This window comes from Rickettsia endosymbiont of Urophora cardui, assembly GCF_964030725.1.
Taxonomy (GTDB): Bacteria; Pseudomonadota; Alphaproteobacteria; order Rickettsiales; family Rickettsiaceae; genus Rickettsia.
Genome location: NZ_CAXIPY010000007.1, coordinates 191315 through 217573 on the forward strand (window position 1 = coordinate 191315; position 26259 = coordinate 217573).

Sequence of the window (26259 nt, forward strand, 5' to 3'; positions counted from 1 at the left end):
TTTGTTGTCAAAACTCTATCCCATTACAAATGATCAGGATTTGAAGTGTTTTTGGCGGATAGACTAGCTAAGGCATTTATGCCGTAATCTTAAGCCCTGCATTTACAATGCAGGGTGATTAACTACAGTCGATACCAATGTATAGCCCAACAAAAATAACTCAAATCATAAAAAGTATTACTTCTAAGAAAATGTCTGAGAAATATCCAAATCTTAAAGAAAAATTATGGGGAAGTGAGTTTTGGAGTAAAGGATATTTTATGAGCACAGTAGGTAAACATGGTGATGAGCAGAAATTACGTAATTATGTACAGAATCAAGGTTCAGGCAAACCTTCTTATAAAGCATTTCAACAAAAACAGTTAAAGCTTTTTGGATAGATACCTCGTAGCTCTGCTGCGAGGAGCATCATTTGTCAAAACTTCAGTCAAAAGCTTATTTATGCAACAAAGCCATAATGACTGACTAGTAATTATTGAAAAATATTATATAAGTATCAATTAAAGTTATCAAAAAAGATATGAACGAGGCAATGAGCAATAAAGAACAAAATGTAACATCAAATATAGAAACCGAGATTGTGAAGAGTAATCGGATATTATCCTTATCAGGAGGAGGAGTAAAGGGGGTAGCGGAATTAGTGATACTTTCTGAAATAGAGGAGCGGACAGGGAAATCTATAACGGAGTTATTCCCGATCATCACAGGCACTAGTGTTGGAGGATTAATCTCTCAGGGTTTGAGTCTTTTGCAATGATTGTGTAAATTTTTGTTGAGCCTATATTAGAAGTAATTAAAAATATAGGTAACAGAAATGCAAATAGAGAAGAATAAAAAAATAAATGAAGCAATAGATTTGCTGATAGAAGGTGGAGTAGATTTAAAAACAGTACTAAGTCAGAATGGATTAATTAAGGAATTAACCAAGGGTATTTTAGAGCGAGCACTGCATGCTGAGATGTCAGAACATTTAGGTTATAGCAAGTATGATAGAGCTGAAACTGAGAATGCGAGGAATGGTAGTTTTAGTAAGAATCTGATTAGTGAGTCCGTCCGCCAAAACTCTACAAGCCTTATAGATAATATGGTTTTAAGACAAGAAGTAATACAACAATCCGTAAGAAAATGATAAAATATGGTCATAAACCTTATGGATTTCAGTCAATGCCAATAGACAACATTATCAAATCGCAAGAACAAGGGAAACTGTTTGGTTATAAATTAAAAGAAGAATTAAACCCAAATAATAAGCTATATAAATTAAGAGAATTAATAAATTGGTCTAGGCTCGAAGAGTGGTTATCAAAAAATGTTTGTATTAAGAAATTTGGTAGAAATAGAAAATGTCATAGAGTGATGCTTGGCATAACGATGCTACAAGCAATGTATAATTTTTCAGATTCATTATCAGAGGAAGAGCTAAAAGAGAATATGTATTGGCAGTATTTCTGCGGGTGGGAATATATAGAAAAAGACATAGCTATCTCGGAAACTAGTATACGACGGTTTCGTAGTGTATTAGGTGAAGCTGGATATAATGAGATATTATCGGAGTTGATCAGGGTTGGGATAAAAACTAACACAATTAAAAAAAAAGATTTGGAATTAATCATCGCTGATACGACTGTACAAATTAAGAATATCAAACACCCACACGATGTTTATTTAATGGATAAAGCTAGGCTTAGCATAGTAAAGCTTTGCAACAGTTTGGGTATACATTTGAATGAAACATACGCTAGAACCTATAAACGCGATATAGTAAAGCTATGGAAATATAAAGAACATAGTAAAGCCAAGAAGCGTTGGAAAATAATGAAGCATTTAAAAATATTACTGGGTCGTTTGATTAGAGTATGTGAGCGTGAGATCAAAAATAAGCAATTAAACTTGTCTCTCAAAAATCAAGAAGTATTGCAAAAAATAAAACAAATACATAACCAATCTGTTTTAAAAAGAGAAGCTAAAAAGCAATATAAAGAAGATAACAAAGTATTATATAGTTTTCATGCCCCTGAAGTAGAGTGTATAGGAAAGGGAAAACGCAACAAGCCATATGAGTTTGGCAATAAAGTAGCGGTAGTAGTAAGTGGTCGTAGAAATTTTGTTTTATCCGCAAAATCGTTTCATAATAATCCTTATGATGGTCATACATTGCATCAGAGCTTTGAAGCAGTAGAGAGTGTCACTGGAATCAAGATAAAGAAATCATTTGTTGATCTTGGGTATAGTGGTAGCAATGTAAAGGAGAAGAGTAAGGTATATACCCCAAAAACGCGGAAGAAGTTGTTACAAGAGGACAAGTCTATGATCAAGAGACGCAGTGCCATAGAACCAATAATAGGTCACTTAAAGCAATATGGTCGGATGGGTAGAAACTTCTTGAAAGGTATGATAGGAGATATTATCAATCCAATAATCTCTGCTATTGGTTTGAATTTACGATGCATTGCAAATCATTTACAAATCGTGTCTAACTCCACATAAATCAAAAATATCATCATGCAAAAACTAGATGAACGATAAAAAATCGTTAACAATAGCTCCATATCAAAATTAGACCAACACAGAAATGTATCAGTAAAAATTAACATAACTTATTAATTTTTATTGAAAATCTTAGCAATTTGTTGTCAAAACTCTATCCCATTACAAATGATCAGGATTTGAAGTGTTTTTGGCGGATAGACTTGGTATCCTTTGTTTTGTTGATATATAACAGCTGCATCTCTCTCAGTTTTATCCCTAAGCGATTGAACTTTTACTGAAGAGTTTGGGGGTCTAATAACTGGTTTTATCTTCTTCTTTCTCAACAATTGATATGTAGATTCACCGTCATACCCTCGATCTCCCAGAAAATCCTTGGCTCTGACATTAGCTATTAGTAGTCCAATCTGTGATCTATCATCTATAGTATGCTCTGTGGTACTATCGGCAAGTATCATACCTTGATCTTCTATAACGATATGTAGCTTTTTCCATATGCGACGCTTATATTGCTTACCATGCTTATTTTCTAGCCATTCGTTCCCTGTGTAGGCTTGTATCCCTGTACTATCCATTGAAATACAACTAAATTCTTTATCTTGATTTCCATGTAAATACCTAAGATCTAATGACTTCATACGCTTACTTAATGTTGTATAGTCTGGACATCTAATAGATAAACCCGATATTTCAAAGAGCCAGTTTATAAAGCCTTGGGTTTGGCGTAACTTAAGACCGAATAAGCATCTGATCTTCAAACACTGTAATATAGCGTGATCACTATAGCGTCTAGGTCTTCCTCGTTTCATTTCCTCTCTGTAATCAGCATACCAGCCAATCGCCAAATCACTGGCAATCATAAAATCTATGCGACCCCTATTGCGTAAAAAATTATTATATTCTGACCAATTCGTTATTTTATATTTAGAATACTTGCGTGATTTACTAAAAGGGGCTTTCTTCCGAGATCTCATATAATCTGGATTATTTTTAATTCAGGACATCTTACCAGATTATCACCACTCTTGCTCTACAAATTTTATTTATGCAACAAAGCCATTCCCACCCGCAGAAATACTGCCAATACATATTCTCTTTTAGCTCTTCCTCTGATAATGAATCTGAAAAATTATACATTGCTTGTAGCATCGTTATGCCAAGCATCACTCTATGACATTTTCTATTTCTACCAAATTTCTTAATACAAACATTTTTTGATAACCACTCTTCGAGCCTAGACCAATTTATTAATTCTCTTAATTTATATAGCTTATTATTTGGGTTTAATTCTTCTTTTAATTTATAACCAAACAGTTTCCCTTGTTCTTGCGATTTGATAATGTTGTCTATTGGCATTGACTGAAATCCATAAGGTTTATGACCATATTTTATCATTTTCTTACGGATTGTTGTATTACTTCTTGTCTTAAAACCATATTATCTATAAGGCTTGTAGAGTTTTGGCGGACGGACTATTTAAGGTTTTATATCTGACAATTGATTATATTACCAAAAAATGGTCTATGCCTATCCCCAATTGGAATGAAGCTATGGCTCATTTTATGATCAAATTTGATGGTAGAATTTAATGGTTCACGAAATTTACACAATTGATGAGACAGAGCCTCTCCTCACAATGACAATTAATCCTTAATAGTCTGAAGGGCTAGTTTGATTATTTTTGTGATACCAGTATTGGTATAGGTAGAGATTGGGAACATTTCTTTACCAGTGATTTTTTGCAATTGAGTTGTTTTTTCTGCTATTTCTTCATCAGTTAAAACATCGATTTTATTAAGGCAAATAATTTGGGTTTTATCTTTTAAATAATCTGAATAAGATTCAAGTTCCGTGCGTACTATATTATAATCAGCCACAACGTCTTCGCTACTGCCGTCTATTAAGTGAATCAGCACGTTACATCTTTCAATATGCTTCAGGAATTTATCGCCTAAGCCATGCCCTTGACTAGCTCCCTCTATTAAGCCTGGAATATCGGCTATAACAAACTCTTCATCATCAATATACACTACTCCAAGATTCGGCACTAAAGTAGTAAATGGATAATCGGCGATTTTAGGTTTAGCTGCCGATACCACTGATAAAAAGGTAGACTTACCGGCATTAGGAAGCCCAACAAGCCCAACATCGGAAAGAAGTTTCAGGCTTAGCTGAACCCACATTTCTTCAGCAATTTCGCCCTCTGTTCTACGTCTTGGTGCTTGATTGACTGATGTTTTGAAATGGCTATTACCAAGACCACCATTTCCGCCTTTAATTATTTCAAAAGTCTGATCATCTTCGGTAAAATCATGCAGCAATATATCGCTATCTTCTGCAAAGATTTGTGTACCGATCGGCACATCAAGGGTTAGAGATTTACCCGATTTACCGCTTTTATTTGAGCCTTTACCATTTTCACCACTATCTGCGATAAAATGCTGCTTATATCTATAATTTACTAGCGTATTAAGATGGTGATTGCTTCTAAAAATAATACTACCGCCACGTCCGCCGTTACCACCATCAGGACCACCTCGGTCAATAAATTTTTCACGGTGGAAACTAACGCAACCATTGCCACCATTCCCACCTTTTATGTATATCTTCACTTCATCAATAAAATTCATATAACCTTTGTTGTAACGTTGTAAGTCCTGTCATTCCGTAACAGCTTTAATCCTGTCATCCCGTGGCTTGGGAACTAGATCCAGAAAATAATAAAAAATACAAATAAAAAAAGCTCGCTTCATACTGGGCTGGATCCCAAGCCATGGGATGACACCGAAGAAGTTTTTAATCTGCATCTCTTCGCTTGCAATGACGATACGCTGTTTAAAAACGCATTATATCAAAATTTATCTCTCTTTAATAGTCTTATATTCTCTATGAACTTGACCAGTATAAAGCTGCCTTGGTCTGCTGATTTTCTGCTCAGGGTCTTCGTGCATCTCTTTCCATTGTGCCATCCAGCCTACTGTTCTTGCCGTGGCAAAAAGCACTGTGAACATCTGTGGGGGTATACCCATCGCTTTATAAATAATACCCGAATAAAAATCAACGTTTGGATATAATTTTCTCTCAATAAAATACTCATCTTTAAGAGCGATAGCTTCAAGCTCTATCGCTATTTGTAGTAATGGGTTGTTATCTAGCTGCCCTAATTCTTTTAACACCTCCTTGCAGGTCTCTTTAAGCACTGCAGCACGCGGATCATAGTTTTTATATACACGATGACCAAAGCCCATTAGCCTAAAATTATCATTTTTATCTTTAGCCTTCGCTATATATTTAGGTATATTCTCTACACTGCCTATTTCTTTCAGCATATTTATCACTGCTTCATTAGCTCCGCCATGAGCAGGTCCCCAAAGCGATGCAATACCAGTACTGACACAAGCAAAAGGGTTAGCTCCCGATGAGCCGGCAATTCTAACTGTTGAAGTAGAAGCATTTTGCTCATGATCAGCATGTAAAATAAATATTTTGTTTAAGGCATTTTTTATTACTGGATTTACTTTATATTTTTCACAAGGTGTGGCAAACATCATATGCAAGAAATTTTCAGTAAAATCTAAAGAATTATCGGGATAAACAAAAGGCTGACCTATAGAATATTTATAAGACATTGCAGCAATAGTTGGTATTTTAGCTATCATTCTAATAGCTGTAAGTTCATAATCTGCTTCTTTAAAAAAATTCAGCAAATCAGGATAAAATGCCGAAAGAGAACCAACCGCCGCAAGCATAATAGCCATAGGATGCGAAGAGCTACAAAACGTTTGGAATAAATAATGTAATCTTTCATTAACTAACGCATGATGAGCAACCTTTTTAGTAAAATCATTATACTGCTTACTATTTGGTAATTCCCCATAAATCAATAAATATGCCACCTCTAAAAAGTCGCTTTTTTCGGCTAAATCTTTTATATCATAACCACGATGCCGCAAAATCCCTTGATCACCATCTATATAAGTTATAGTTGATCTACACGAGGCAGTAGACATAAAACCGGGATCGTAAGTAAAGCAATCCGCTTCAGAATATACTTTACTAATATCAATTACATCCTGCCCAATACTTGCTGTCAGTATGGGTAATTTGAATATTTTATCTCTAATCTTTAATTCGGCAAATTCTGTATTATTATTTTCACTGGTCATATACACCCTTAATGTTGTTATATACTAGAAGTATAAACCTACTTTAAGAAAATGAGAAATTATTTTTATCTTTATAACCTGAATTCTGGATTAATCTAGGTTTGGAAGTAAGTATTTACAAAGGATAGAAGATACTCTATATAATTTTAGCAAAAAAAACAAGAGTATAGCTAACACGGGAAGGTTTTTACCATTGCTGCCGTTATTGCATCACGAAAATCTTTAAAGTTTTTAATAATTTTTCTCAAGTAATTTTTAAAATTAGCCCAACAGTGTTCAATAGAATTTAAATCTGGAGAATAGACCGGTAGATAAATAAGAGTACAACCCGCTTTTTCTATTAATTCCTTTACCAACGGTGACTTATGAATACTCGCATTATCCATTATTACACATTGTCCAGGTGTTAGTGATGGGCATAATAGCTCACCTACCCACTGATTAAATAATTGCTTATCAATATAACCGGAATGCTCTAACGGAGCAAATGATGCTCCTCGCAGCAGAGCTACGAGGTATCTATCCAAAAAGCTTTAACTGTTTTTGTTGAAATGCTTTATAAGAAGGTTTGCCTGAACCTTGATTCTGTACATAATTACGTAATTTCTGCTCATCACCATGTTTACCTACTGTGCTCATAAAATATCCTTTACTCCAAAACTCACTTCCCCATAATTTTTCTTTAAGATTTGGATATTTCTCAAACATTTTCTTAGAAGTAATACTTTTTATGATTTGAGTTATTTTTGTTGGGCTATACATTGGTATTGACTGTAATAAAAAATGTACGTGATCTTTATCTACTCCTATTTCTAAAAATCTAATTTCATAACGATCTTCTATGTGCTCACAAATTTTACACAAATAATCATCTAGTTCTTGATTGAATATTACTCTTCTATATACTTTGCCGGCGTTACTAAATGATATATTAGTACTGTGACATTATGACTCTTATGTATATAACTGCTTTCTTCCATTCAAGTAGTATATCACGAAGCAGAGCTTCGGGGAATTAAACCCTGAGAGATTAAAAAAAGTGGCGAGTGTATCAATCTATAATTTGTATTATATATCAAATAATTTACTTTAAATTGTAGAAATATCGCTTTTAAGCTGATAAAAGCACTAAATATTTAACTTTAAATATAAATTTTTACTTTAGTCAGAAAAATTAGAATGTTTGTCAAAACTTCAGTTATAAACTATCTAACTTAAAAGCTTATAATCTTGGTGCAGTTTTTACATATGGTAATTTCTCATGCGGTGCTTCTTATGACCTGAATTCTGGATTAATCTAGGTTTGGAAGTAAGTATTTACAAGGGATAGAAGATACTCTATATAATTTTTAGCAAAAAAACAAGAGTATCCCCATGAAGAAAGATATTACTGCATTATTTTGTTTTGTCGATGATTTTTGTAAAATTAGCGAGCAGTGGATTAATAAATCATTTCTACCATTAATTAATCTCTCAGGGTTTAATTCCCCGAAGCTCTGCTTCGTGATATCATAAGAAACAACTAAAACTTTTTTAGATACCTCGTAGCTCTGCTGCGAGGAGCATCATTTAAATATAGATATATCATGGCTCATTTAACGATAGATGAAAGATTTAAAATATACGAAATGAATAAGAGTGGTTATAGCTCGCGATATATAGGGACAAAGATTGGCCGTGATAAAAGCGCACTATATGTTATGAACTCAAGAGAATGAGGCATAATTATAGACCAGATAGGGCTAACACACTTGCTTGCAGTTTAAGGCAAGGTAAGAGAAAAAGAAAATTAGATATTGATAATAATTTACGAGCAGAAATAATAAAGCAGTTAACACAGGGTATTTCACCAGATATAATTTCAGGTAGACGTAAACTATCACGAGATACTGTCAATATTTCTACAGAGAGTATATACCAGTTTATTTATACATCTCCTATAGCACAAAGGCAAAAATTATATTTATCTTTAGCAAGAAAAAGGAAAAATAGGTTGCATCATGGTACAAGAATCAGAAACAAAAGAATTACAATACCAAATCGAGTTTCCATTACTGAAAGACCAGAGATAAATAGAAAGATAGCAGCAATAGGTCATTTAGAAGGTGATTTAACTTTTAACAAAGGTAATCAAAGTCGTAATATAGGCGCTCTTGTGGATATCAGAACACAAAAAGTGTTTCTCACTTTAAACCGTTCAAAAAGAACACAAGATGTGATTGGTAACATGAATAAAAAACTTAAACAATTGTCGCATATAATCAAAAGCATAACGTTAGATAATGGCAAAGAATTTACCAATCATGAACAACTATTGCCAAAATCTGAACGAAAAGTATATTTTTGCAATCCTTATTCTCCATGGCAAAAACCATTGATAGAGAAGATTAACTCAATGGTGCACAGAGTATACTCTAAATCTTTAGATATAAAAAAATTAACAATAAAGCAATTACAAGAAATTGAGGATTTTTAAAATAATTTACCAAGAAAAGTGCTCGGTTATAAAACACCCAATGAGGTATGGGAAGAAAATATAAATCTGGCTTAATTAATACTGGAATTTACCAACAACAAAAAGTTGGTTTTTTTGGTCTAAAATTACATTTGGTTATTAACGAAAAAGGTGAGATTCAAGGTCTAAAACTAACGCCTGGTAATGTAGATGATAGAGCGCCGGTTTCGATAATCACCAAACATATCACGGGATTATTGTTTGGCGATAAGGGTTATATCAAACAGGAGCTCTTTGATGATCTATACAGCAAAGGAATCAAGTTAGTAACTGGCATAAAGAAGAAAATGAAGAATAAACTTATGCCATTATTTGAAAAAATATTATTACGCAAACGCTCAATTATCGAAACAGTATTTAGTGTGCTGAAGGGTGCTTTCGAGATCGAACATACAAGACATAGATCAATTTGGAATGCCTTTGTACATATCTTATCCGCCCTAATTGCATACTGTATGAAACCTAACAAACCTGCTATATCTCAAAATTAGCTAATCCAGAATTCAGGTTTATGGCAGCTTAGGAAAAAGTTTAACAACTCCTGAATACCATAAAAATGGTCGTAATACTTATTATTACAACGGAGCTATCGCTTATGGTCAAGGTCCTATTAAAACAAGCCTTAGCTATTTTCAATCTTCAAGATATCAGAACACTGTGGATACTATAACTATAGCTACAGGACATAAAATTATGCCAGGTTTATTACCATATGCAGAAATTTCACATTTCCAAGCTAAAGGTAAACCAGTATATTATCCTGAAGCTCCTAACAAGAAAACTAAAGGTACTGTTGGTCTGATCGGTACAAAACTTAAGTTCTAATAAAAGTCATTGCGAGGAGAAACTGCAAGTTTCGACGCAACAATCTCATGAGGTAGTATAAAATTCCTGAGATTGCAACAGAGCTTCGCTCTCCTCGCAAAGCATTGTTGCGTGGATCGAAAAACGCCCTAAGGTAGTCATCTAGTTCATAAATCACAGGATGACGGGGGAAAATGATCCACGCGGGCAATGCCTCCTCGCAATGACGATTCTTGATCTATACAACAACCCACTGGATAACATTACACCGCAAAAGAATTACCGCAGCCACATTTTGCTTTAGCTTGTGGGTTGCTGACATTAAAATATGAACTGCCTAGCTCTTCTATAAAATCAAGAGTGCAATCTAACATAAATTTTTGAGAAATAGGATCGATAATAACAGTAGCATTATGTTTAGTAAAAACATAATCATCTTTTTCTAAAGTATCTTTGGAAACTAGTTCGTAATTATACATTAGCCCAGAGCAACCACCGCTATCAACGGATACTCGTAGCACTAAATCCTTATCTTTTTCTAACTCTATTAATTCCTTTACCCGCTCAAAAGCTCTATCGGTAATTGTGATTGTCACTAAAATAACCTTGTAAAAATCTTATAAATTATATAATATACCTAATATTTTATATTTTTTCAAGGTAGCGTTGTTGTGTAGGTTAAGTTTTAACGTCATTGCGAGGAACTGGTACTGTTGCATGGCTCAAGAAATATGTTTGATGTCATCCCGTGGCGGCATTGTTGCGTGGATCGGTTTTCCAGTTGTCATCCCGCGACTTGATCGCGGGATCCAACTTAAAATACTAAAATTATTAGTACTTTTTACTGTTTTCTGGATCCCGTGGTCAAGCAACTAGATGACACCGAGAACGTTTTTTGATCCACGTAACAATGCCGCCACGGGATGACAATGGTAGAACCAAGCCACACAACAAGGAAAATAACATAGCGATTACATAAAACATAAAGGATAACCATGCTAGCTTCATATGCTTCTGATCCGCTTAAAAGCAGAGGAAGATTATACAGAGAAATACCGACCTCTTACCGCAATGAGTTTGAGCGTGATCGTGATCGTATCATCCATACTAATGCATTTAGGCGTTTGCAGTATAAAACTCAGGTTTTTATCAACCATGAGGGCGATCATTACAGAAATAGGCTAACTCATTCTTTAGAAGTCTCAACAGTTGCTCGCTCGATTGCTAACACTTTAAATCTTTCAAGTGATTTAGCCGAAACCATAGCACTTGCTCATGATCTTGGTCATACACCTTTTGGTCATGCGGGAGAGCGAGCTTTGAATGAGTGTATGAAAGAGCATAACGGCTTTTCTCATAATGCTCAATCTCTGAAAATATTAACTTTACTTGAGAAAAGATATGCTGCTTATAGAGGAGTAAATCTTACTTGGGAAGTTTTAGAAGGGATAGTAAAGCATAATGGTCCTATAAGCAGCGAGGTAAATGAGTATATAGAAGAGTATAATAGCCAAAATGATTTAGAGCTTAATACTTACGCTTCTGCTGAAGCTCAAATAGCAGCACTTGCTGATGATATTAGCTATATTTCACATGATTTGGAGGATAGTATCGGTGCTAAAATTATCGATTTTAATAATCTTGCTGAGCTTAAATATATCGACCAACATGTTTTTGAACTTAAATCAAAATATCAGAATATAAGCTCCTCTTGCTTAATATATGAAGTGGTACGCAAGCTAATGCATGAACTCATTACCGATTTATTATGGCAAACTAAGACTAATATACATAAAGCAAAAATTACTCATATAGATGAAATACGTAACCTAAATTATCAAATAGTCGATTTTACAGAAAAAACTAACGAACGTATTAAAGAGATTAAAAAATTTCTACATGAGCGGGTTTACAAAAGTAATAGGATTACTGCAATCAGCCTTAAATGTACTAAGATCGTGCAAGGCTTATTTAAGGTTTATATGGAGGATGTTAATTTACTGCCTGTTAATTGGAAGATACAAATAGATTCTAACAATCCGAATAGTAAAGCTAGAATTATTGCCGATTATATAGCCGGTATGACTGATCGCTTTGCTATTCAAGAGTATAACCAACTTTGTTCGCTGAACTTTAATAATATTTAAAACTTAATCATGAATATATTTAACAAACTAAAACACGATATAATTACTGCAAGTATGCAGCTATATAATAATTCTGAAATAGCAAATCACGCTAGTATTGAAACTCCGAAAGATAACTTTAACGGCGATTTATCAAGTAATATCGCAATGATTATTGCTGCCAAAGAAAACGTTCCTCCTCGTGAAGTTGCATTAAAATTCAAAGAAATTCTTAATGAACTACCATATATCGCAAGTATAGAAATAGCCGGACCCGGGTTTATTAATTTTACTATTAAAGCTGATAGCTGGCACACTGCAATTCAAGATATTTTACAAAACGAATCTAAATTTTTTGAAATTGACATAGATAAAAACAAAAATATCAATATTGAGTATGTTTCAGCTAATCCAACTGGACCGATGCATATAGGGCATGCAAGAGGTGCAGTATATGGAGACGTGCTTGCAAATATCTTAACAAAAGTAGGATATCCTGTTACGAAAGAATATTATGTTAACGATGCTGGTTCACAAATAAATGATTTAGTAAGCACAGTAATATTACGTTATAGGGAAGCTTTAGGCGAAAAAATTACTATTACTGAAGGGTTATATCCAGGGGAATATCTAATTCCTGTCGGGCAAGCCCTAGCTAAAGAATACGGTGATAAATTATTAAATATGGATGAGCCAAAAAGGGTTAAAATAGTTAAAAATTTTGCCATTCAAAAAATGCTAGATTTAAATAAAGAAGATTTAAAAGAGCTAGGCGTTAAACACGATGTATTTTTTTCCGAGCAGACATTACACGATAATGGTAAAATAGAAAAAACTGTTAAATTACTGACCGACATGGGGTTAATTTATGAGGGTAGTGTACCTGCTCCCAAAGGTAAAGTCCACGTAGAGTGGGAAAACAGAACGCAAGAATTGTTTAAGTCTACCAAATACGGTGACGATCAAGATCGCCCTATAAGGAAAGCCGATGGAAGTTGGACATATTTCGCTTCCGATCTTGCATATGCAAAAGATAAACTAGATAGAGGAGCAAATCACTTAATTTATGTGCTTGGTGCTGATCATAGCGGGTATGTCAAAAGGATTGAAGCGATTGTTAAAGCTCTAGGCAAAGAGCAGGTTAAAGTTGATGTTAAAATCTGCCAATTAGTAAACTTTGTTGAAAATGGTGTGCCGGTTAAGATGTCAAAGCGTCTTGGAACTTTCGCTAGCGTGCAAGACGTAAATCATGAAGTAGGCAAAGACATTATAAGATTTATGATGTTAACAAGAGAAAATAACAAGACGCTTGATTTTGACCTAGTAAAAGTAAAAGAACAATCTAAAGAAAATCCTATATTTTATGTCCAATATGCACATGTTAGAACGCTTTCGATATTATCGAAAGCTATGGAAACGATTCCGCAATCTTATAATAGCTTTGAAGCTGGCACATATGATTTATCGCTATTATCGTCGGAAGAAGAAATTGAGATAATAAAGCTGTTAGCTAGCTGGGCAAAAACTTTAGAAACAGCAGCAAAATATTTTGAACCGCATAGAGTGGCGTTTTATTTGATAAATCTAGCTTCAAAATTTCATGCTTTATGGAACTTCGGTAAGGAAAATAACGATTATAGATTCATAATAGAAAATAATGTAGAGTTAACAACAGCACGTCTTGCTCTTGCTAAAGCTATACAGAAAATTATCGCTAGCGGTCTTGAGGTTATAGGTGTAGAACCGATGACTAGAATGTAGTTCAATTGTCATCCCGTGGCGGCATTGCTCGCGTGGATCAGTTTTCCAATTGTCATTCCGCGACTTGATCGCGGGATCCAGTTAAAAATACTATTAGTATTTTTTATTATTTGCTGGATCTAGTTCCCAAGCCACGGGATGACATCTCAAATATTTTATATATGATTAATAATATTTTTACTAAAATATGTTTGGTGTTTTTGATATGTATTGCTGCTATTTATTTTGCTTATCAATATTATCAAGATAGCAAGCCGGTAATTACTATTTATGCAGACGAACTACCTACAAAAATAAAACCCTCTAAAGTAGAAGAAATTATGTCATCTGTGGTGCATAGTACTATATACGAAAACCTTATTTCTAAAAATACAAACCCTAAAAATGCAAAACTTCTTCCTGAACCTGAAAAGCCTGTTAATATAAATTCACGCAATCAAAATGATGACCCTTTTGAGATAAATTCTTCGGATGACATATCAAATCTACTTTCTTTAATAGAACCGAATAATGCTTCACAAAAAGATGAGACAGGTTTAAATATAATAAAACGTGATAAAGAAAGTACAGCTAGCAATAAAAATATAAAAAGTTATAATAATTCAAATAGCTATAAAGTGCAGCTTGGTTCAGTAAAATCGGAAGCAGATGCAATAAATGAAGGGGAGAGAATAAAAAAGAAATTTCCAAAAATCCTAAAAAACGCTGTTATCACTACTCAAAAAGTTAAATGTGACGATGGAAAATTTTTCTATTTAATATTAGCTGGTAACTATAATAACCTTAGTCAAGCAAAAGCAGTTTGTAAGAAATTGGCACAGAATAAGCAAAACTGCGTTTTGAAGTAGTATACTCGTCTACCCAACTCTTTATTTAATATTGAGTGAGAATAATTTATGACAACAAAGGAAGAAGATTTTGATGAAATTACACTTGAAGAAGATATGTATTTTTCAAAACTCGCAGATAAAAGGTTAGCGGAAACTAAATATTGGGTGAAGCATGAAGATTTTTGGGATACTCCTCCCGTCATTGCGAGGAACATAGCGACGAAGCAATCTCAGAAACCCTTATGAGATTGCCACGCTCCTTATAGTCGAGTAACTCATGACATTTTAAGAGTCATGCAATAAAAAAATTAAATAAATTATGAAAGAAACTAAAATAGAAAATATTGACTTTGGGAGTGCTTTATCCGAGCGTTATCTTGCTTATGCACTGTCAACGATTATGTCCCGCTCGCTTCCTGACGTACGTGACGGGTTAAAGCCTGTACATCGTCGGTTATTATACGCAATGTTGCAGCTAAGACTTGAACCGAATTCGGGCTATAAGAAATGTGCAAGGGTAGTCGGTGACGTAATCGGTAAATATCACCCCCATGGCGACGTTGCAGTATATGACACTTTAGTGCGTCTTGCTCAACATTTTTCCCTTCGCTATCCATTAATTGACGGACAAGGTAATTTCGGCTCTATCGACGGCGATAATGCGGCAGCAATGCGTTATACCGAATCACGTATGACGAAAATATGTACGCTTCTTATGGAAGATATCGACAAGGATACGGTAGATTTCCGCCCGACATATGACGATTCTGATTTAGAGCCGGTCATAATGCCCGCAAGCTTTCCGAACCTGCTTGCCAATGGCTCGGAGGGGATAGCGGTCGGTATGGCAACTAATATTCCGCCGCATAATTTGCATGAGCTGTGTGATGCTCTGATGCATCTAATCGATCATCCAAAATCTGAAATTAGCGACATGATGAATTTCATTAAAGGACCTGATTTTCCGACCGGTGGCATAATTATTGATAAAAGTGATGTTATCACTAGTGCCTATATGACGGGACGCGGTAGCTTTAGGGTAAGAGCTAGGTGGGAAAAAGAAGAGCTAAATTATGGTGTATATCAGATAGTTGTAACCGAAATACCTTATCAAGTTCAGAAGTCAAAGCTTATAGAGCAAATTGCGATATTGTTGAAAGATAAAAAAATACCACTTGTTAGTAATATTAGAGATGAATCAACTGATATTATCAGGCTTGTTATTGAGCCAAGAGATCGTAGCTGTGACCCGCAAATAGTGATGGAGTCTTTATTTAAGCTGACGAATTTAGAAAGCCGAATTCAGCTAAATATGAATGTCATTGGTAGTAATAACGTACCGAAAGTGATGAATATTTTAGAGGTTCTGCAAGAGTTTTTAAGCCATAGACAAAATATTATTACCCGCAGATCGACTTATCTATTAAACAAAATAAAGCATCGTTTGGAAATTCTAGAAGGTTTACGAATAGCTTATCTAAACCTTGATGAGATTATTAAAATCATCCGTGAAGAGGATGAGCCGAAAGCGATAATGATGCAGCGTTTTAAACTAACCGAAATTCAAGTAGAGGCAATATTAAATACCCGCCTGCGTTCACTTCGTAAACTTGAAGAACAAGAAATTATAGCTGAACATAGTAATTTACAAAAGCAACAAGCAATACTTGAGGAGATCTTCAATAATCCAAAAGAGCTATGGAAAGTCGTTAAAAAAGAAATAAAAGCTGTGCAGGCTAAATTCGGCTTAAATACTACGATAGGAGCGAGGCGAACTAGTTTTGAAGAAGTAACACTAACGAATCAAGTAGTTGACATAACGGCTTTTATTACTAAAGAACCAATTACGATTATCTGTTCAAAAATGGGCTGGGTGCGTTCGCTAAAAGGTCATAATAATGATTTATCAAGTATAAAATATAAAGAGGGCGATGCAGAAAAGTTTATTTTAGAGGCTTACACAACCGATAAAATATTGATAATCAGCTCAGAAGGAAGATTTTTTACCCTCCTTGCCGATAATATTTGTAAAGGTAAAGGCACGGGTGAGTCTATAAAATTGCTTGTAGATATAGGCAATAATGATATTACTGAGATTTTAGTCTATAAGCCAGATCAGCTTTTATTGCTTGCAAGCAGCATAGGTAAAGGCTTTATGGTCAATTCAAACGAGGTAATGGCCCAAACAAAAAGTGGCAAACAAATTATGAATGTGCCGGATGGTTATACATGCATAGCTTGTTTACCGGTCAATGGTGATAGTGTTGCTTGCATTGGTGAAAGTCGCAAGCTGTTAGTGTTTAATATCGACGAAATACCAGAAATGAAGAAAGGACAAGGCGTAACGCTGCAAAAGTTTAAAAACGCCAAGCTTTTAGATATTAAAATATTTAATAGGGAAGAGGGCTTAAGCTGGAATAGTGGCGGGAAAGTGAAACTTGAGAAGAATATTATTGCCTTTTTAGGTAAACGAGGTAGCACCGGTAAACTACCTCCTATGGGCTTCCCAAAGAATAATAGGTTTAGTTAAATCATAAGTGACATCTAGTCGTTAATTTGCATTAGTTGACATTTGATCTTACATTTAACTGAAGTTTTGACAAAAATTCTAATTTTTCTGACTAAAGTAAAAATTTATATTTAAAGTTAAATATTTAGTGCTTTTATCAGCTTAAAAGCGATATTTCTACAATTTAAAGTAAATTATTTGATATATAATACAAATTATAGATTGATACACTCGCCACTTTTTTTAATCTCTCAGGGTTTAATTCCCCGAAGCTCTGCTTCGTGATATCATAAGAAACAACTAAAACTTTTTTAGATACCTCGTAGCTCTGCTGCGAGGAGCATCATTTACTTCTAATATAGGCTCAACAAAAATTTACACAATCATTGCAAAAGACTCTATTTTTCATCTCAGTAAAATTACCAAGCCAAAATTGAGCTCCTTCATTCTCACTTACTGAAGTTTTGACAAAAATTCTAATTTTTCTGACTAAAGTGAAAATTTATATTTAAAGTTAAATATTTAGTGCTTTTATCAGCTTAAAAGCGATATTTCTACAATTTAAAGTAAATTATTTGATATATAATACAAATTATAGATTGATACACTCGCCACTTTTTTTAATAAAAATTTTTTGTCAAAACTTCAGTCACTTATCCATAAGCCTAAAATATCCTTTCTGCCAGATAAATCTATTCCTAAAGCTACATATACTGATTTATTAATAATAAGTTTATCTTGTCTTACTTTCACTACTAAACAGTCAAAATATACTATAGGGTATACTGCTTCAAGAGGTCTACTCTGCCAAATCTTGACCTCATCTTGACTAACGAATATTAGAATTACCCTCAACGAACATTAAAATTACCTATAAAAAAGAAGTAACTATGGACAGTAAAATCGAATAAAAATTTATTTTTAAATATTTAAATATTATTCGAGAATTACTGATGACATGTACAAATAACCAAGTAGGTATTTTAATGCAAAAGATCAAAAAATATAATCAGATAATTTCTGCTGCAAAAGCAGGTATGAGTGTAAAAACGGCACGTAAGTATTTACGTATTAATAAGTATCCAAGCGAATTACGCACAATACGTAAATATAGGACACGTAAGGATCCATTTGTGAAGCACTGGGATGAAATAGAATCAATGCTAGAATCAGCACCGGAGTTGCAAGCAACTACCATATTAGCATATTTGACAGAAAAGTATCATGGGAATTATAATGGGAAGCAATTACGCTGTTTGCAGAAAAGGTTGAAACAATGGAGAGCTGCACATGGTAAGGATAAGACAGTAATCTTTTTACAAAATATAGCTAACACGGAAATGTTTCTACCACAGATTAGGAAAAACTTAGGCATTGATCAATAATTTTACGTAAACAGTTTTTAAAGTTAGTCCAGCAATGTTTAATAGGATTTAGATCTGGTGAATATGTGAGTAAATACAAAAACTATGGTAAAAACCTTTCCGCGTTAGCTATATTCTTCCTGGCAAACAGAGTCAGTCTGATTGGACCAATATGAATCAATTGGGTATTTGTATTGGTGGGCAACCATATCCTCACTTACTATTTCATTTTATGTTGCCTTATTCATGTTGGGAAACTTTTAGCATATGCCATAGTGAAAGTTTTGATACATTAGCATCAGGGTTTGAAAAAGCTGTATGGGAGTTAGGTGGAGTTTTACCAGAGCATCGTACAGATAATTTAAGTGCAGCTACCAAGCAATGTGGTATATAATGGACTAATGGTATGGACCTCCTGATATAGAGAATGAAAAGCAGTTGCTAATCTTCTAGGGTTAATATTTAACATATTAAAACAACAATTAAGGAGGTCCATATGGAGGTTACTACAATTGGTATAGATATTGCAAAAAGAATTTTTCAAATTCATGGTGTAGATAAAAATGGCAAGACAGTATTAAAGAAAAAATTGATGAGAGATCAGGTTTTGACATTTATGGCTAATTTACCACAATGTTTAGTAGGGATGGAAGCTTGTGGTGGTTCTAGTTATTGGGCAAGAGAAATAACTAAATTAGGGCATGAAGTAAAACTAATGGCACCGCAATTTGTCAAACCATATGTTAAAACTAATAAAAATGATCAAGCAGATGCTGAAGCGATATGTGAAGCCGTGACAAGACCTAATATGAGATTTGTTGCAATTAAAACTATAGAGCAACAAGAAATTTTATCAATACATAGGGTAAGAGAGAGATTGGTAAAAAATCGTACAGCACTTGCTAATGAAATTAGGGGGCTACTACATGAGTTTGGTTTTATTGTTCCTCAAGGCATTAATAAGGTTATCACAAAATTAATTGAGATTTTAGATGCAGGGAAATTAAGCCAGTTAAGTTATCAAACATTTAGTGAACTAAAAGAAGAATTCTTAGATAATAACAGAAAAATAAAAGAGATAGAAAAACGATTAACAATGATAGCAAGTAACCTAACTCAATATCAACGATTAAGAGCTATACCTGGTCTTGGTTTAATTACTGCTACTGCTTTAATAGCATCAATAGGTAATGCTACAAGTTTTGAGAATGGCAGGCAATTATCGGCATGGCTAGGATTAGTGCCAAGACAACATTCAAGTGGTGGGAAGGATAAGCTGCTGGGAATTAGCAAGCGAGGTGATGTATACTTACGCACTTTATTAATTCAAGGGGCTAGAGCTGTACTAAATGCCAAGATAAGATTTACATCGGAAGAACAGAAATCTAAAAAAGATTTTAGCCAATTTACGAAATGGATGTTTAATTTATCTGAGCGAAGTAGCCATAATAAAACGACAGTTGCCATAGCTAATAAGTTGGCAAGAGTGGTGTTTGCTGTACTAAGATCAGGAGATGATTATGTAGAGAGTAAAGTTTGTAGCTAAAGAGTGTGTAGCATAGCACTTATAAGTAAAATAAATGGTGATTTATATAGTCCGTCCGCCAAAACTCTACAAGCCTTATAGATAATATGGTTTTAAGACAAGAAGTAATACAACAATCCGTAAGAAAATGATAAAATATGGTCATAAACCTTATGGATTTCAGTCAATGCCAATAGACAACATTATCAAATCGCAAGAACAAGGGAAACTGTTTGGTTATAAATTAAAAGAAGAATTAAACCCAAATAATAAGCTATATAAATTAAGAGAATTAATAAATTGGTCTAGGCTCGAAGAGTGGTTATCAAAAAATGTTTGTATTAAGAAATTTGGTAGAAATAGAAAATGTCATAGAGTGATGCTTGGCATAACGATGCTACAAGCAATGTATAATTTTTCAGATTCATTATCAGAGGAAGAGCTAAAAGAGAATATGTATTGGCAGTATTTCTGCGGGTGGGAATATATAGAAAAAGACATAGCTATCTCGGAAACTAGTATACGACGGTTTCGTAGTGTATTAGGTGAAGCTGGATATAATGAGATATTATCGGAGTTGATCAGGGTTGGGATAAAAACTAACACAATTAAAAAAAAAGATTTGGAATTAATCATCGCTGATACGACTGTACAAATTAAGAATATCAAACACCCACACGATGTTTATTTAATGGATAAAGCTAGGCTTAGCATAGTAAAGCTTTGCAACAGTTTGGGTATACATTTGAATGAAACATACGCTAGAACCTATAAACGCGATATAGTAAAGCTATGGAAATATAAAGAACATAGTAAAGCCAAGAAGCGTTGGAAAATAATGAAGCATTTAAAAATATTACTGGGTCGTTTGATTAGAGTATGTGAGCGTGAGATCAAAAATAAGCAATTAAACTTGTCTCTCAAAAATCAAGAAGTATTGCAAAAAATAAAACAAATACATAACCAATCTGTTTTAAAAAGAGAAGCTAAAAAGCAATATAAAGAAGATAACAAAGTATTATATAGTTTTCATGCCCCTGAAGTAGAGTGTATAGGAAAGGGAAAACGCAACAAGCCATATGAGTTTGGCAATAAAGTAGCGGTAGTAGTAAGTGGTCGTAGAAATTTTGTTTTATCCGCAAAATCGTTTCATAATAATCCTTATGATGGTCATACATTGCATCAGAGCTTTGAAGCAGTAGAGAGTGTCACTGGAATCAAGATAAAGAAATCATTTGTTGATCTTGGGTATAGTGGTAGCAATGTAAAGGAGAAGAGTAAGGTATATACCCCAAAAACGCGGAAGAAGTTGTTACAAGAGGACAAGTCTATGATCAAGAGACGCAGTGCCATAGAACCAATAATAGGTCACTTAAAGCAATATGGTCGGATGGGTAGAAACTTCTTGAAAGGTATGATAGGAGATATTATCAATCCAATAATCTCTGCTATTGGTTTGAATTTACGATGCATTGCAAATCATTTACAAATCGTGTCTAACTCCACATAAATCAAAAATATCATCATGCAAAAACTAGATGAACGATAAAAAATCGTTAACAATAGCTCCATATCAAAATTAGACCAACACAGAAATGTATCAGTAAAAATTAACATAACTTATTAATTTTTATTGAAAATCTTAGCAATTTGTTGTCAAAACTCTATCCCATTACAAATGATCAGGATTTGAAGTGTTTTTGGCGGATAGACTATATAATGAATAGGTAAAAGCAAAACAATATGTAAGAGATTCCAACCCGAAATATGCTTGAGATAATTAATATTGATGGTAAATAAGACAAACCTTAGCTTACAAAAAAACTGCGTTTTTCAGTGGCTCTTTTAGAAGCCGATGGACTGATAAGTATATAGTTTGTAAGCCAGCGAATTCCATCAGGGCTGTAGAATAAATTAGGTTGATTTATCAGCTATAAGCCGGATACATGACTGCATTTGTTTGTTTTTATTATTGATGTTATTTTTTTCTTGCATTCTACAGGAGGTCCATACATGAAAAAATTGGACAAAAAAATGAAGGAGTGTGTTTCCGCAATAAGTTAGAATAAATAGCAATAAACTTAAGAGGAAAGATGAAGAAAAATAAAGTAAAAATTTTCAGTGCTTCAGAAAAAACGGGGATAGTATTAGAATTAATAAAAGAGGAGTCGACACTTGGTCAGTTAGCTTCAAAATATGCAATAAGTGTTAAAACAATTCAAAATTGGAAAAAACAGTTTTTAGGTAGTCCGTCCGCCAAAACTCTAAAACCCTATTGCCTATAAGGCTTTTAGAGTTTTGGCGGACGGACTAGCTACTTACTTGATCAATATTGGACTAAATCTGGCTCAACAAAGCAAGTGTATGTGCCTAATGTGAATGAGGTTTGGAGTGGTGACATTACTTACATTAGAACTAATGGTGGCTTTATGTATATGGCAGCTGGAAAGTTCTATAATTAATTAAGCCAGATATAATCAATTTTTAATTACTTCTAATATAGGCTCAACAAAAATTTACACAATCATTGCAAAAGACTCTTTACTTCATATTTCTCAAATGGTCTTCTAATTTTCTGAGCTTTCTTCCTGAATTTTCTACTGGTTTCTGGTATTGCGGCATTTTAGCATTTTCTCTATATTTATTAATTCGATCAATCTGAGCATTTACTTCATCAGTAATAACTTGCTTTCTTTCTTCTATATTGTTAAGCACCGATGCACTATATTCATAATTTTTAGCATTGATATTAAAGTTATTAACTGCATCTTCAATCCTTTTATCTAAAGAAGAAGGCTCTGTCTTACTATCAAAAGATTCTATCGGTCTCTCTCTTTCATATTGTGCTATTAAAGCTGGCATTTCCTCAAGCTTAATATCATCTCTTTTGAAATGGTCTTTAACCTCTTTATAAGTGTTATCGATATTCTCTTGAGCTTTTTCATGCATAATATCGTAATGCTCTTGACGACGCCCATACCAATCTTCATTAATAAGCTCTTCGTGTTTTTTATGTGCATTATCTATCATAGTACGCATTTGGGCATCGGTAGCTTTTTCCTGCATAAACCTATCGCCCATGATTACAGGATCTTCTCCATTTTTAGCTTCTGATAATTTATCATATACCTGATGAACAAGCTTTCTTTTAGATAATTCTTGATAAAACTCTACGTCACTCTGTCTACCTGAACGCTCTAATTTTGCAATATATTCAGGAGATATTACATCTGCTTGAGCTCCTAATGTTTCTTTATTAATCTGCATTTGAAGCTCTTGGACTTCTTGTGCTCTTTCGTCATCTTTTAGACTTTCACTATAAGTTCTAAGCTGCGGATCATTATAGTTAAAGTCATACCATTCAGCACTAGTTAGATTACCCTCATATTTATCACGTAAATCTTTACCAACTATCGCAGTAAGTGCTTCTCTCTTTAAGCCTGTATAGCCGGCATATATTTTTTCGCCTATAGCTACACGTTTTTGTTCTTTTAATTCACGTTTAGTTTTCACGCGATTTTCCATTTCTTGCCAACTTCTAAGTGCTCCTATATTTTTACCAAATAACCCAACTCCTCGCCCTGACATATCCTGATGAGCATTTCTGTAAGCTTCTTGATAATCTTTAGTAAAGCTTGCATCACTTGCAAGCTCACGTAAGCTTTTTGCTGATTTACCTTTCTCGCCTAAATCGGATTTCATGAATTTATCAAGCTCTAGTTTCTGATCACTAGTTAAAGAGCTATAATTTTTTGCACCATATTTATTTTTGGCAAATTCATCTCGAAGCTGTGCAAAATTCATAGTTGCGAGTTTTTGCACATCCAAATCACCACCTTTCGGTAAAAACGCTGTATTATCTAGCAATTTAGAAATGCCGTTTTTATAATCTGCTCCAGCTTGCATATTAACGTCTTTATAATCTATACCATATTTTCTTTTAACTTCATTTTGCACTGCTGTGTTAGCCGAAGAGCTAATGGCTTTATTGTCAAGCCTACCCATCATAAGTCCTTGATATTTTTTAGCAAAGAACATACTCGTTTGCTCTTGCATTCGGTTTATTGGCTTACTAATAACTCCTGTTGCATAATTTATCGGTCTATTGACCTGCTTCATGATAGAATCGTAAGATTGCTGGTTAACAGCCTGTATCGATGTTAAATTACCCGAAGTACCCGCAATAAAACTAGCCGTCGATATAGCAGTATCATTAAATTTACTAAGCAAATAAATAGAAACAAATATCAATAATAAGCCATCAAGCTGGACGAATTTACCATTTATAAAATGACTAATTCTATTTGCATCTTTAACTAAGTCTAAAAACGGTAATTGAATATAACGTTTATCTATACATTGATATGCCAAACACTTAGTACCATCCTTTTTGGTATAATCTTCGGGGACTAATATATCTGCTTGAGTGAAATTCTCAATTCCTCCTTTCATCGATACCGGAAACCACCAATAAAATATCGAATTACCAATACTTGAATCTAAATCTTCTGTAAAACTACCAAAAATTTGATTTATAGGTCCTAAATCGGGGAAATCTTTCTTACAGACAGCAAAACCTAATGTCGATTGTATTTCTGTTTTAATAATCATTCCGATAAAAGCAATACCGACAAATAAAATTATAGGTTGTATAGCATATGATATTAATTGTCTTAACCAATTTTCAAATAACGATCTAGTTATATTAAATAACATGAAACAAATAAATATCGGTGCCATTGTTATAATCATGCCAATGGTTATTAATGCAGTAAGATAAATAATTGTAGCTTTGAATATAAGTAAGAAAATAAAATACAGAGCTATTAAATATAGTATGATATAAATAAACCCAAGCGGATCTACAAACAATAAAGAAAATAGCTTAGATAAAGTTTGCGGGGAAATAAGAAGGCTTAGTAAACTTTGCCCTGTTGAAGCATCTTGTACTATTTGTAATATCTGTGCTAGCCCTTCAACAAAAAATACAAATAAATAATCATGGAAAAATGTCCAAGCTTTACTTGTACTTAATAATATTGAAACTACACTGACTTTTAGTATTCTAACTACTAACTCAACATGAGTCATGTTTATATTTCCTATTAAAAAGGAAAATCCAGTAAACATTATATAAAGAGTTAAAAGAGCCGAAATACTTAACCTATAGACAGGTGTTTCAATTATTTGCTGATAAGTTTGCCTTACAATTCCAGGATCTTTATCACTAGTACCAAATAACTCATTCTTTATTAAATTTGTTAAAAATTGTAGGGGATCAGGTCTTGTATCGCTAACTCCGGATTTTATTACTACCCTATATTGTCCACTATTATCATCATAAAATTTGTCTAAAATTTTGAAATATAGCGGATCTTGAGCATAATTTGAAGCTTGATCGCAAGGTAGGCTAGTACAACCATATTGGTAATTTATACCACCGGCTTGTAAAAACTTTCCAGTACTGCTAATACTATAAAATTCATAACCTTGGCTTGTAACTGGTTCACCTAAATGCTGCGTTATGCCTTTCGGGCTACGCTGTGAATCTGGCGACATATTAGGATTAGAACCTTTATCAGCAATTAAAAAATAAAGCCCTACCCCGTTTGTAAGTATACAAGGAGCATTATTAATAGGTGCATCCCTTGGCGTAGGAGTTGGACACATCTTACCGTCAGTAAATTGACATGGTCGCAGTCTAACACAAAACTCAGCTAAGGTAGTAAAATTATTCTGCTGCCCATACCATGGACACCATGCTGATAACATCCCTGAAGTATTCTTGTCCCCAGACATATAATCCCAAGGTCTTACCATAATTGTTAAAGGATAACCATTTACTTTATAAGCACTATCCCGCCATGGTGCTACCTGATCCCCCTCTTGTCTTGAAGTAACTTCAGATGGATCATATCTAGAAGAAATATTAAATTTTATAAAACCGAAATCATCCGGATCGATACAAGTATCCCCAGTACACCCCGACAGTGCCAATAACGATATTAATAATGTAATAAAAATATTTCTGTTCATTGTAAATCGATTTGTCATTCCGTGGCTTGTCCACGGAATCCATAAAAATTTTAATATTTTAAATTTCAACATCATTGCGAGGAGAAAATGATGCTCCTCGCAGCAGAGCTACGAGGTATCTAAAAAAGTTTTAGTT

At 33.9% G+C, this 26259-nt stretch carries 20 protein-coding genes and 9 pseudogenes; 20 read left to right on the forward strand and 9 right to left on the reverse strand.

Annotated features, from left to right (window positions below; all coding sequences use genetic code 11):
- The first annotated feature begins 137 nt into the window (after positions 1-137).
- From tnpA (AAHI98_RS14900) to AAHI98_RS14915, 4 genes and pseudogenes are all read left to right on the forward strand, one after another.
- Positions 138-380 (forward strand): IS200/IS605 family transposase, encoded by a 243-nt coding sequence (tnpA, locus tag AAHI98_RS14900; RefSeq protein ID WP_342225571.1) that lies wholly within the window; start codon positions 138-140, stop codon positions 378-380.
- A 152-nt stretch (positions 381-532) separates the two neighbouring features.
- A pseudogene (locus tag AAHI98_RS14905) lies at positions 533-748 on the forward strand (patatin-like phospholipase family protein); the annotation flags it as partial.
- A 72-nt stretch (positions 749-820) separates the two neighbouring features.
- Positions 821-1051: pseudogene (locus AAHI98_RS14910) on the forward strand (transposase); the annotation flags it as partial.
- Between the two features lie 74 nt (positions 1052-1125).
- Positions 1126-2487: an IS5 family transposase gene (locus AAHI98_RS14915; RefSeq protein ID WP_342224717.1), complete on the forward strand. Its 1362-nt coding sequence runs from the start codon at positions 1126-1128 to the stop codon at positions 2485-2487.
- A gap of 146 nt (positions 2488-2633) precedes the next feature.
- Here the strand turns inward: AAHI98_RS14915 and AAHI98_RS14920 are convergent, their stop codons facing one another.
- A complete protein-coding gene (locus AAHI98_RS14920; RefSeq protein WP_342226334.1) occupies positions 2634-3461 on the reverse strand; it encodes an IS5 family transposase in 828 nt (275 codons plus the stop codon).
- A gap of 31 nt (positions 3462-3492) precedes the next feature.
- Entirely contained in the window at positions 3493-3882 is a 390-nt protein-coding gene (locus tag AAHI98_RS14925; RefSeq protein WP_342226335.1) for a transposase, read from the reverse strand.
- Between the two features lie 71 nt (positions 3883-3953).
- Between AAHI98_RS14925 and AAHI98_RS14930 the strand changes: the two are divergent.
- A pseudogene (locus tag AAHI98_RS14930) lies at positions 3954-4076 on the forward strand (IS256 family transposase); the annotation flags it as partial.
- A gap of 54 nt (positions 4077-4130) precedes the next feature.
- On the opposite strand, the gene obgE reads toward AAHI98_RS14930, so the two are convergent.
- From obgE to tnpA (AAHI98_RS14950), 4 genes and pseudogenes are all read right to left on the reverse strand, one after another.
- Positions 4131-5117 carry a GTPase ObgE gene (obgE, locus tag AAHI98_RS14935; RefSeq protein WP_342226336.1) on the reverse strand — a complete coding sequence of 329 codons (987 nt, stop codon included), beginning with the start codon at positions 5115-5117 and terminating at the stop codon, positions 4131-4133.
- 228 nt (positions 5118-5345) lie between these two features.
- On the reverse strand, positions 5346-6653 hold the full coding sequence (locus AAHI98_RS14940) for a citrate synthase (RefSeq protein ID WP_342226337.1): 1308 nt from the start codon (positions 6651-6653) through the stop codon (positions 5346-5348).
- Between the two features lie 170 nt (positions 6654-6823).
- Complete coding sequence (locus AAHI98_RS14945) at positions 6824-7180, reverse strand: transposase (protein WP_342226338.1); 357 nt, start codon at positions 7178-7180, stop codon at positions 6824-6826.
- Positions 7173-7633 (reverse strand): annotated as a pseudogene (tnpA, locus tag AAHI98_RS14950) (IS200/IS605 family transposase). The gene AAHI98_RS14945 and the pseudogene tnpA (AAHI98_RS14950) overlap by 8 nt, the downstream one beginning before the upstream one ends.
- 394 nt (positions 7634-8027) lie before the next feature.
- Between tnpA (AAHI98_RS14950) and AAHI98_RS18850 the strand changes: the two are divergent.
- The 4 pseudogenes from AAHI98_RS18850 to AAHI98_RS14970 form a co-directional block, all read left to right on the forward strand.
- Positions 8028-8156: pseudogene (locus AAHI98_RS18850) on the forward strand (IS982 family transposase); the annotation flags it as partial.
- An 83-nt stretch (positions 8157-8239) separates the two neighbouring features.
- Positions 8240-9204: pseudogene (locus AAHI98_RS14960) on the forward strand (IS30 family transposase).
- Positions 9205-9239: 35 nt separating this feature from the next.
- Positions 9240-9659 (forward strand): annotated as a pseudogene (locus AAHI98_RS14965) (IS982 family transposase); the annotation flags it as partial.
- A 19-nt stretch (positions 9660-9678) separates the two neighbouring features.
- Positions 9679-9993, forward strand: a pseudogene (locus AAHI98_RS14970) (porin); the annotation flags it as partial.
- 242 nt (positions 9994-10235) lie between these two features.
- On the opposite strand, the gene AAHI98_RS14975 reads toward AAHI98_RS14970, so the two are convergent.
- Positions 10236-10568 (reverse strand): iron-sulfur cluster assembly accessory protein, encoded by a 333-nt coding sequence (locus AAHI98_RS14975; RefSeq protein ID WP_011477950.1) that lies wholly within the window; start codon positions 10566-10568, stop codon positions 10236-10238.
- Positions 10569-10689: 121 nt separating this feature from the next.
- Between AAHI98_RS14975 and AAHI98_RS14980 the strand changes: the two genes are divergently transcribed.
- The 6 genes from AAHI98_RS14980 (at position 10690) to parC (ending at position 17219) form a co-directional block, all read left to right on the forward strand.
- A complete protein-coding gene (locus tag AAHI98_RS14980) occupies positions 10690-10848 on the forward strand; it encodes a hypothetical protein (RefSeq protein ID WP_342226699.1) in 159 nt (52 codons plus the stop codon).
- Positions 10849-10967: 119 nt separating this feature from the next.
- Positions 10968-12119 carry a deoxyguanosinetriphosphate triphosphohydrolase gene (locus tag AAHI98_RS14985; protein WP_342226341.1) on the forward strand — a complete coding sequence of 384 codons (1152 nt, stop codon included), beginning with the start codon at positions 10968-10970 and terminating at the stop codon, positions 12117-12119.
- A 9-nt stretch (positions 12120-12128) separates the two neighbouring features.
- Positions 12129-13859, forward strand: coding sequence for an arginine--tRNA ligase (gene argS, locus AAHI98_RS14990; RefSeq protein ID WP_342226342.1), 1731 nt, complete (start codon positions 12129-12131; stop codon positions 13857-13859).
- 161 nt (positions 13860-14020) lie between these two features.
- Positions 14021-14707, forward strand: a complete 687-nt coding sequence (locus AAHI98_RS14995; RefSeq protein ID WP_342226343.1) for an SPOR domain-containing protein — start codon at positions 14021-14023, stop codon at positions 14705-14707.
- A gap of 48 nt (positions 14708-14755) precedes the next feature.
- Positions 14756-14935, forward strand: coding sequence for a hypothetical protein (locus AAHI98_RS15000; RefSeq protein WP_342226344.1), 180 nt, complete (start codon positions 14756-14758; stop codon positions 14933-14935).
- Between the two features lie 73 nt (positions 14936-15008).
- Complete coding sequence (gene parC / locus AAHI98_RS15005; protein WP_342226345.1) at positions 15009-17219, forward strand: DNA topoisomerase IV subunit A; 2211 nt, start codon at positions 15009-15011, stop codon at positions 17217-17219.
- A gap of 627 nt (positions 17220-17846) precedes the next feature.
- Here parC and AAHI98_RS15010 read toward each other — a convergent pair.
- A pseudogene (locus tag AAHI98_RS15010) lies at positions 17847-18023 on the reverse strand (transposase); the annotation flags it as partial.
- A 128-nt stretch (positions 18024-18151) separates the two neighbouring features.
- Here AAHI98_RS15010 and AAHI98_RS15015 point away from each other — a divergent pair.
- The 5 genes from AAHI98_RS15015 (at position 18152) to AAHI98_RS15035 (ending at position 22372) form a co-directional block, all read left to right on the forward strand.
- The gene (locus AAHI98_RS15015; RefSeq protein WP_342226346.1) at positions 18152-18583 is read left to right on the forward strand and encodes a hypothetical protein; all 432 of its coding nucleotides are present in this window, start codon (positions 18152-18154) and stop codon (positions 18581-18583) included.
- A gap of 151 nt (positions 18584-18734) precedes the next feature.
- Complete coding sequence (locus AAHI98_RS15020; RefSeq protein ID WP_342226347.1) at positions 18735-18956, forward strand: hypothetical protein; 222 nt, start codon at positions 18735-18737, stop codon at positions 18954-18956.
- A 102-nt stretch (positions 18957-19058) separates the two neighbouring features.
- Positions 19059-20108 (forward strand): IS110 family RNA-guided transposase, encoded by a 1050-nt coding sequence (locus AAHI98_RS15025; protein ID WP_342224642.1) that lies wholly within the window; start codon positions 19059-19061, stop codon positions 20106-20108.
- A 127-nt stretch (positions 20109-20235) separates the two neighbouring features.
- Complete coding sequence (locus tag AAHI98_RS15030; protein ID WP_342224717.1) at positions 20236-21597, forward strand: IS5 family transposase; 1362 nt, start codon at positions 20236-20238, stop codon at positions 21595-21597.
- A gap of 583 nt (positions 21598-22180) precedes the next feature.
- The gene (locus AAHI98_RS15035) at positions 22181-22372 is read left to right on the forward strand and encodes a helix-turn-helix domain-containing protein (protein ID WP_342226348.1); all 192 of its coding nucleotides are present in this window, start codon (positions 22181-22183) and stop codon (positions 22370-22372) included.
- 256 nt (positions 22373-22628) lie between these two features.
- Here AAHI98_RS15035 and AAHI98_RS15040 read toward each other — a convergent pair whose 3' ends face one another.
- On the reverse strand, positions 22629-26123 hold the full coding sequence (locus AAHI98_RS15040; protein ID WP_342226349.1) for a type IV secretion system protein: 3495 nt from the start codon (positions 26121-26123) through the stop codon (positions 22629-22631).
- Positions 26124-26259: the final 136 nt, after the last annotated feature.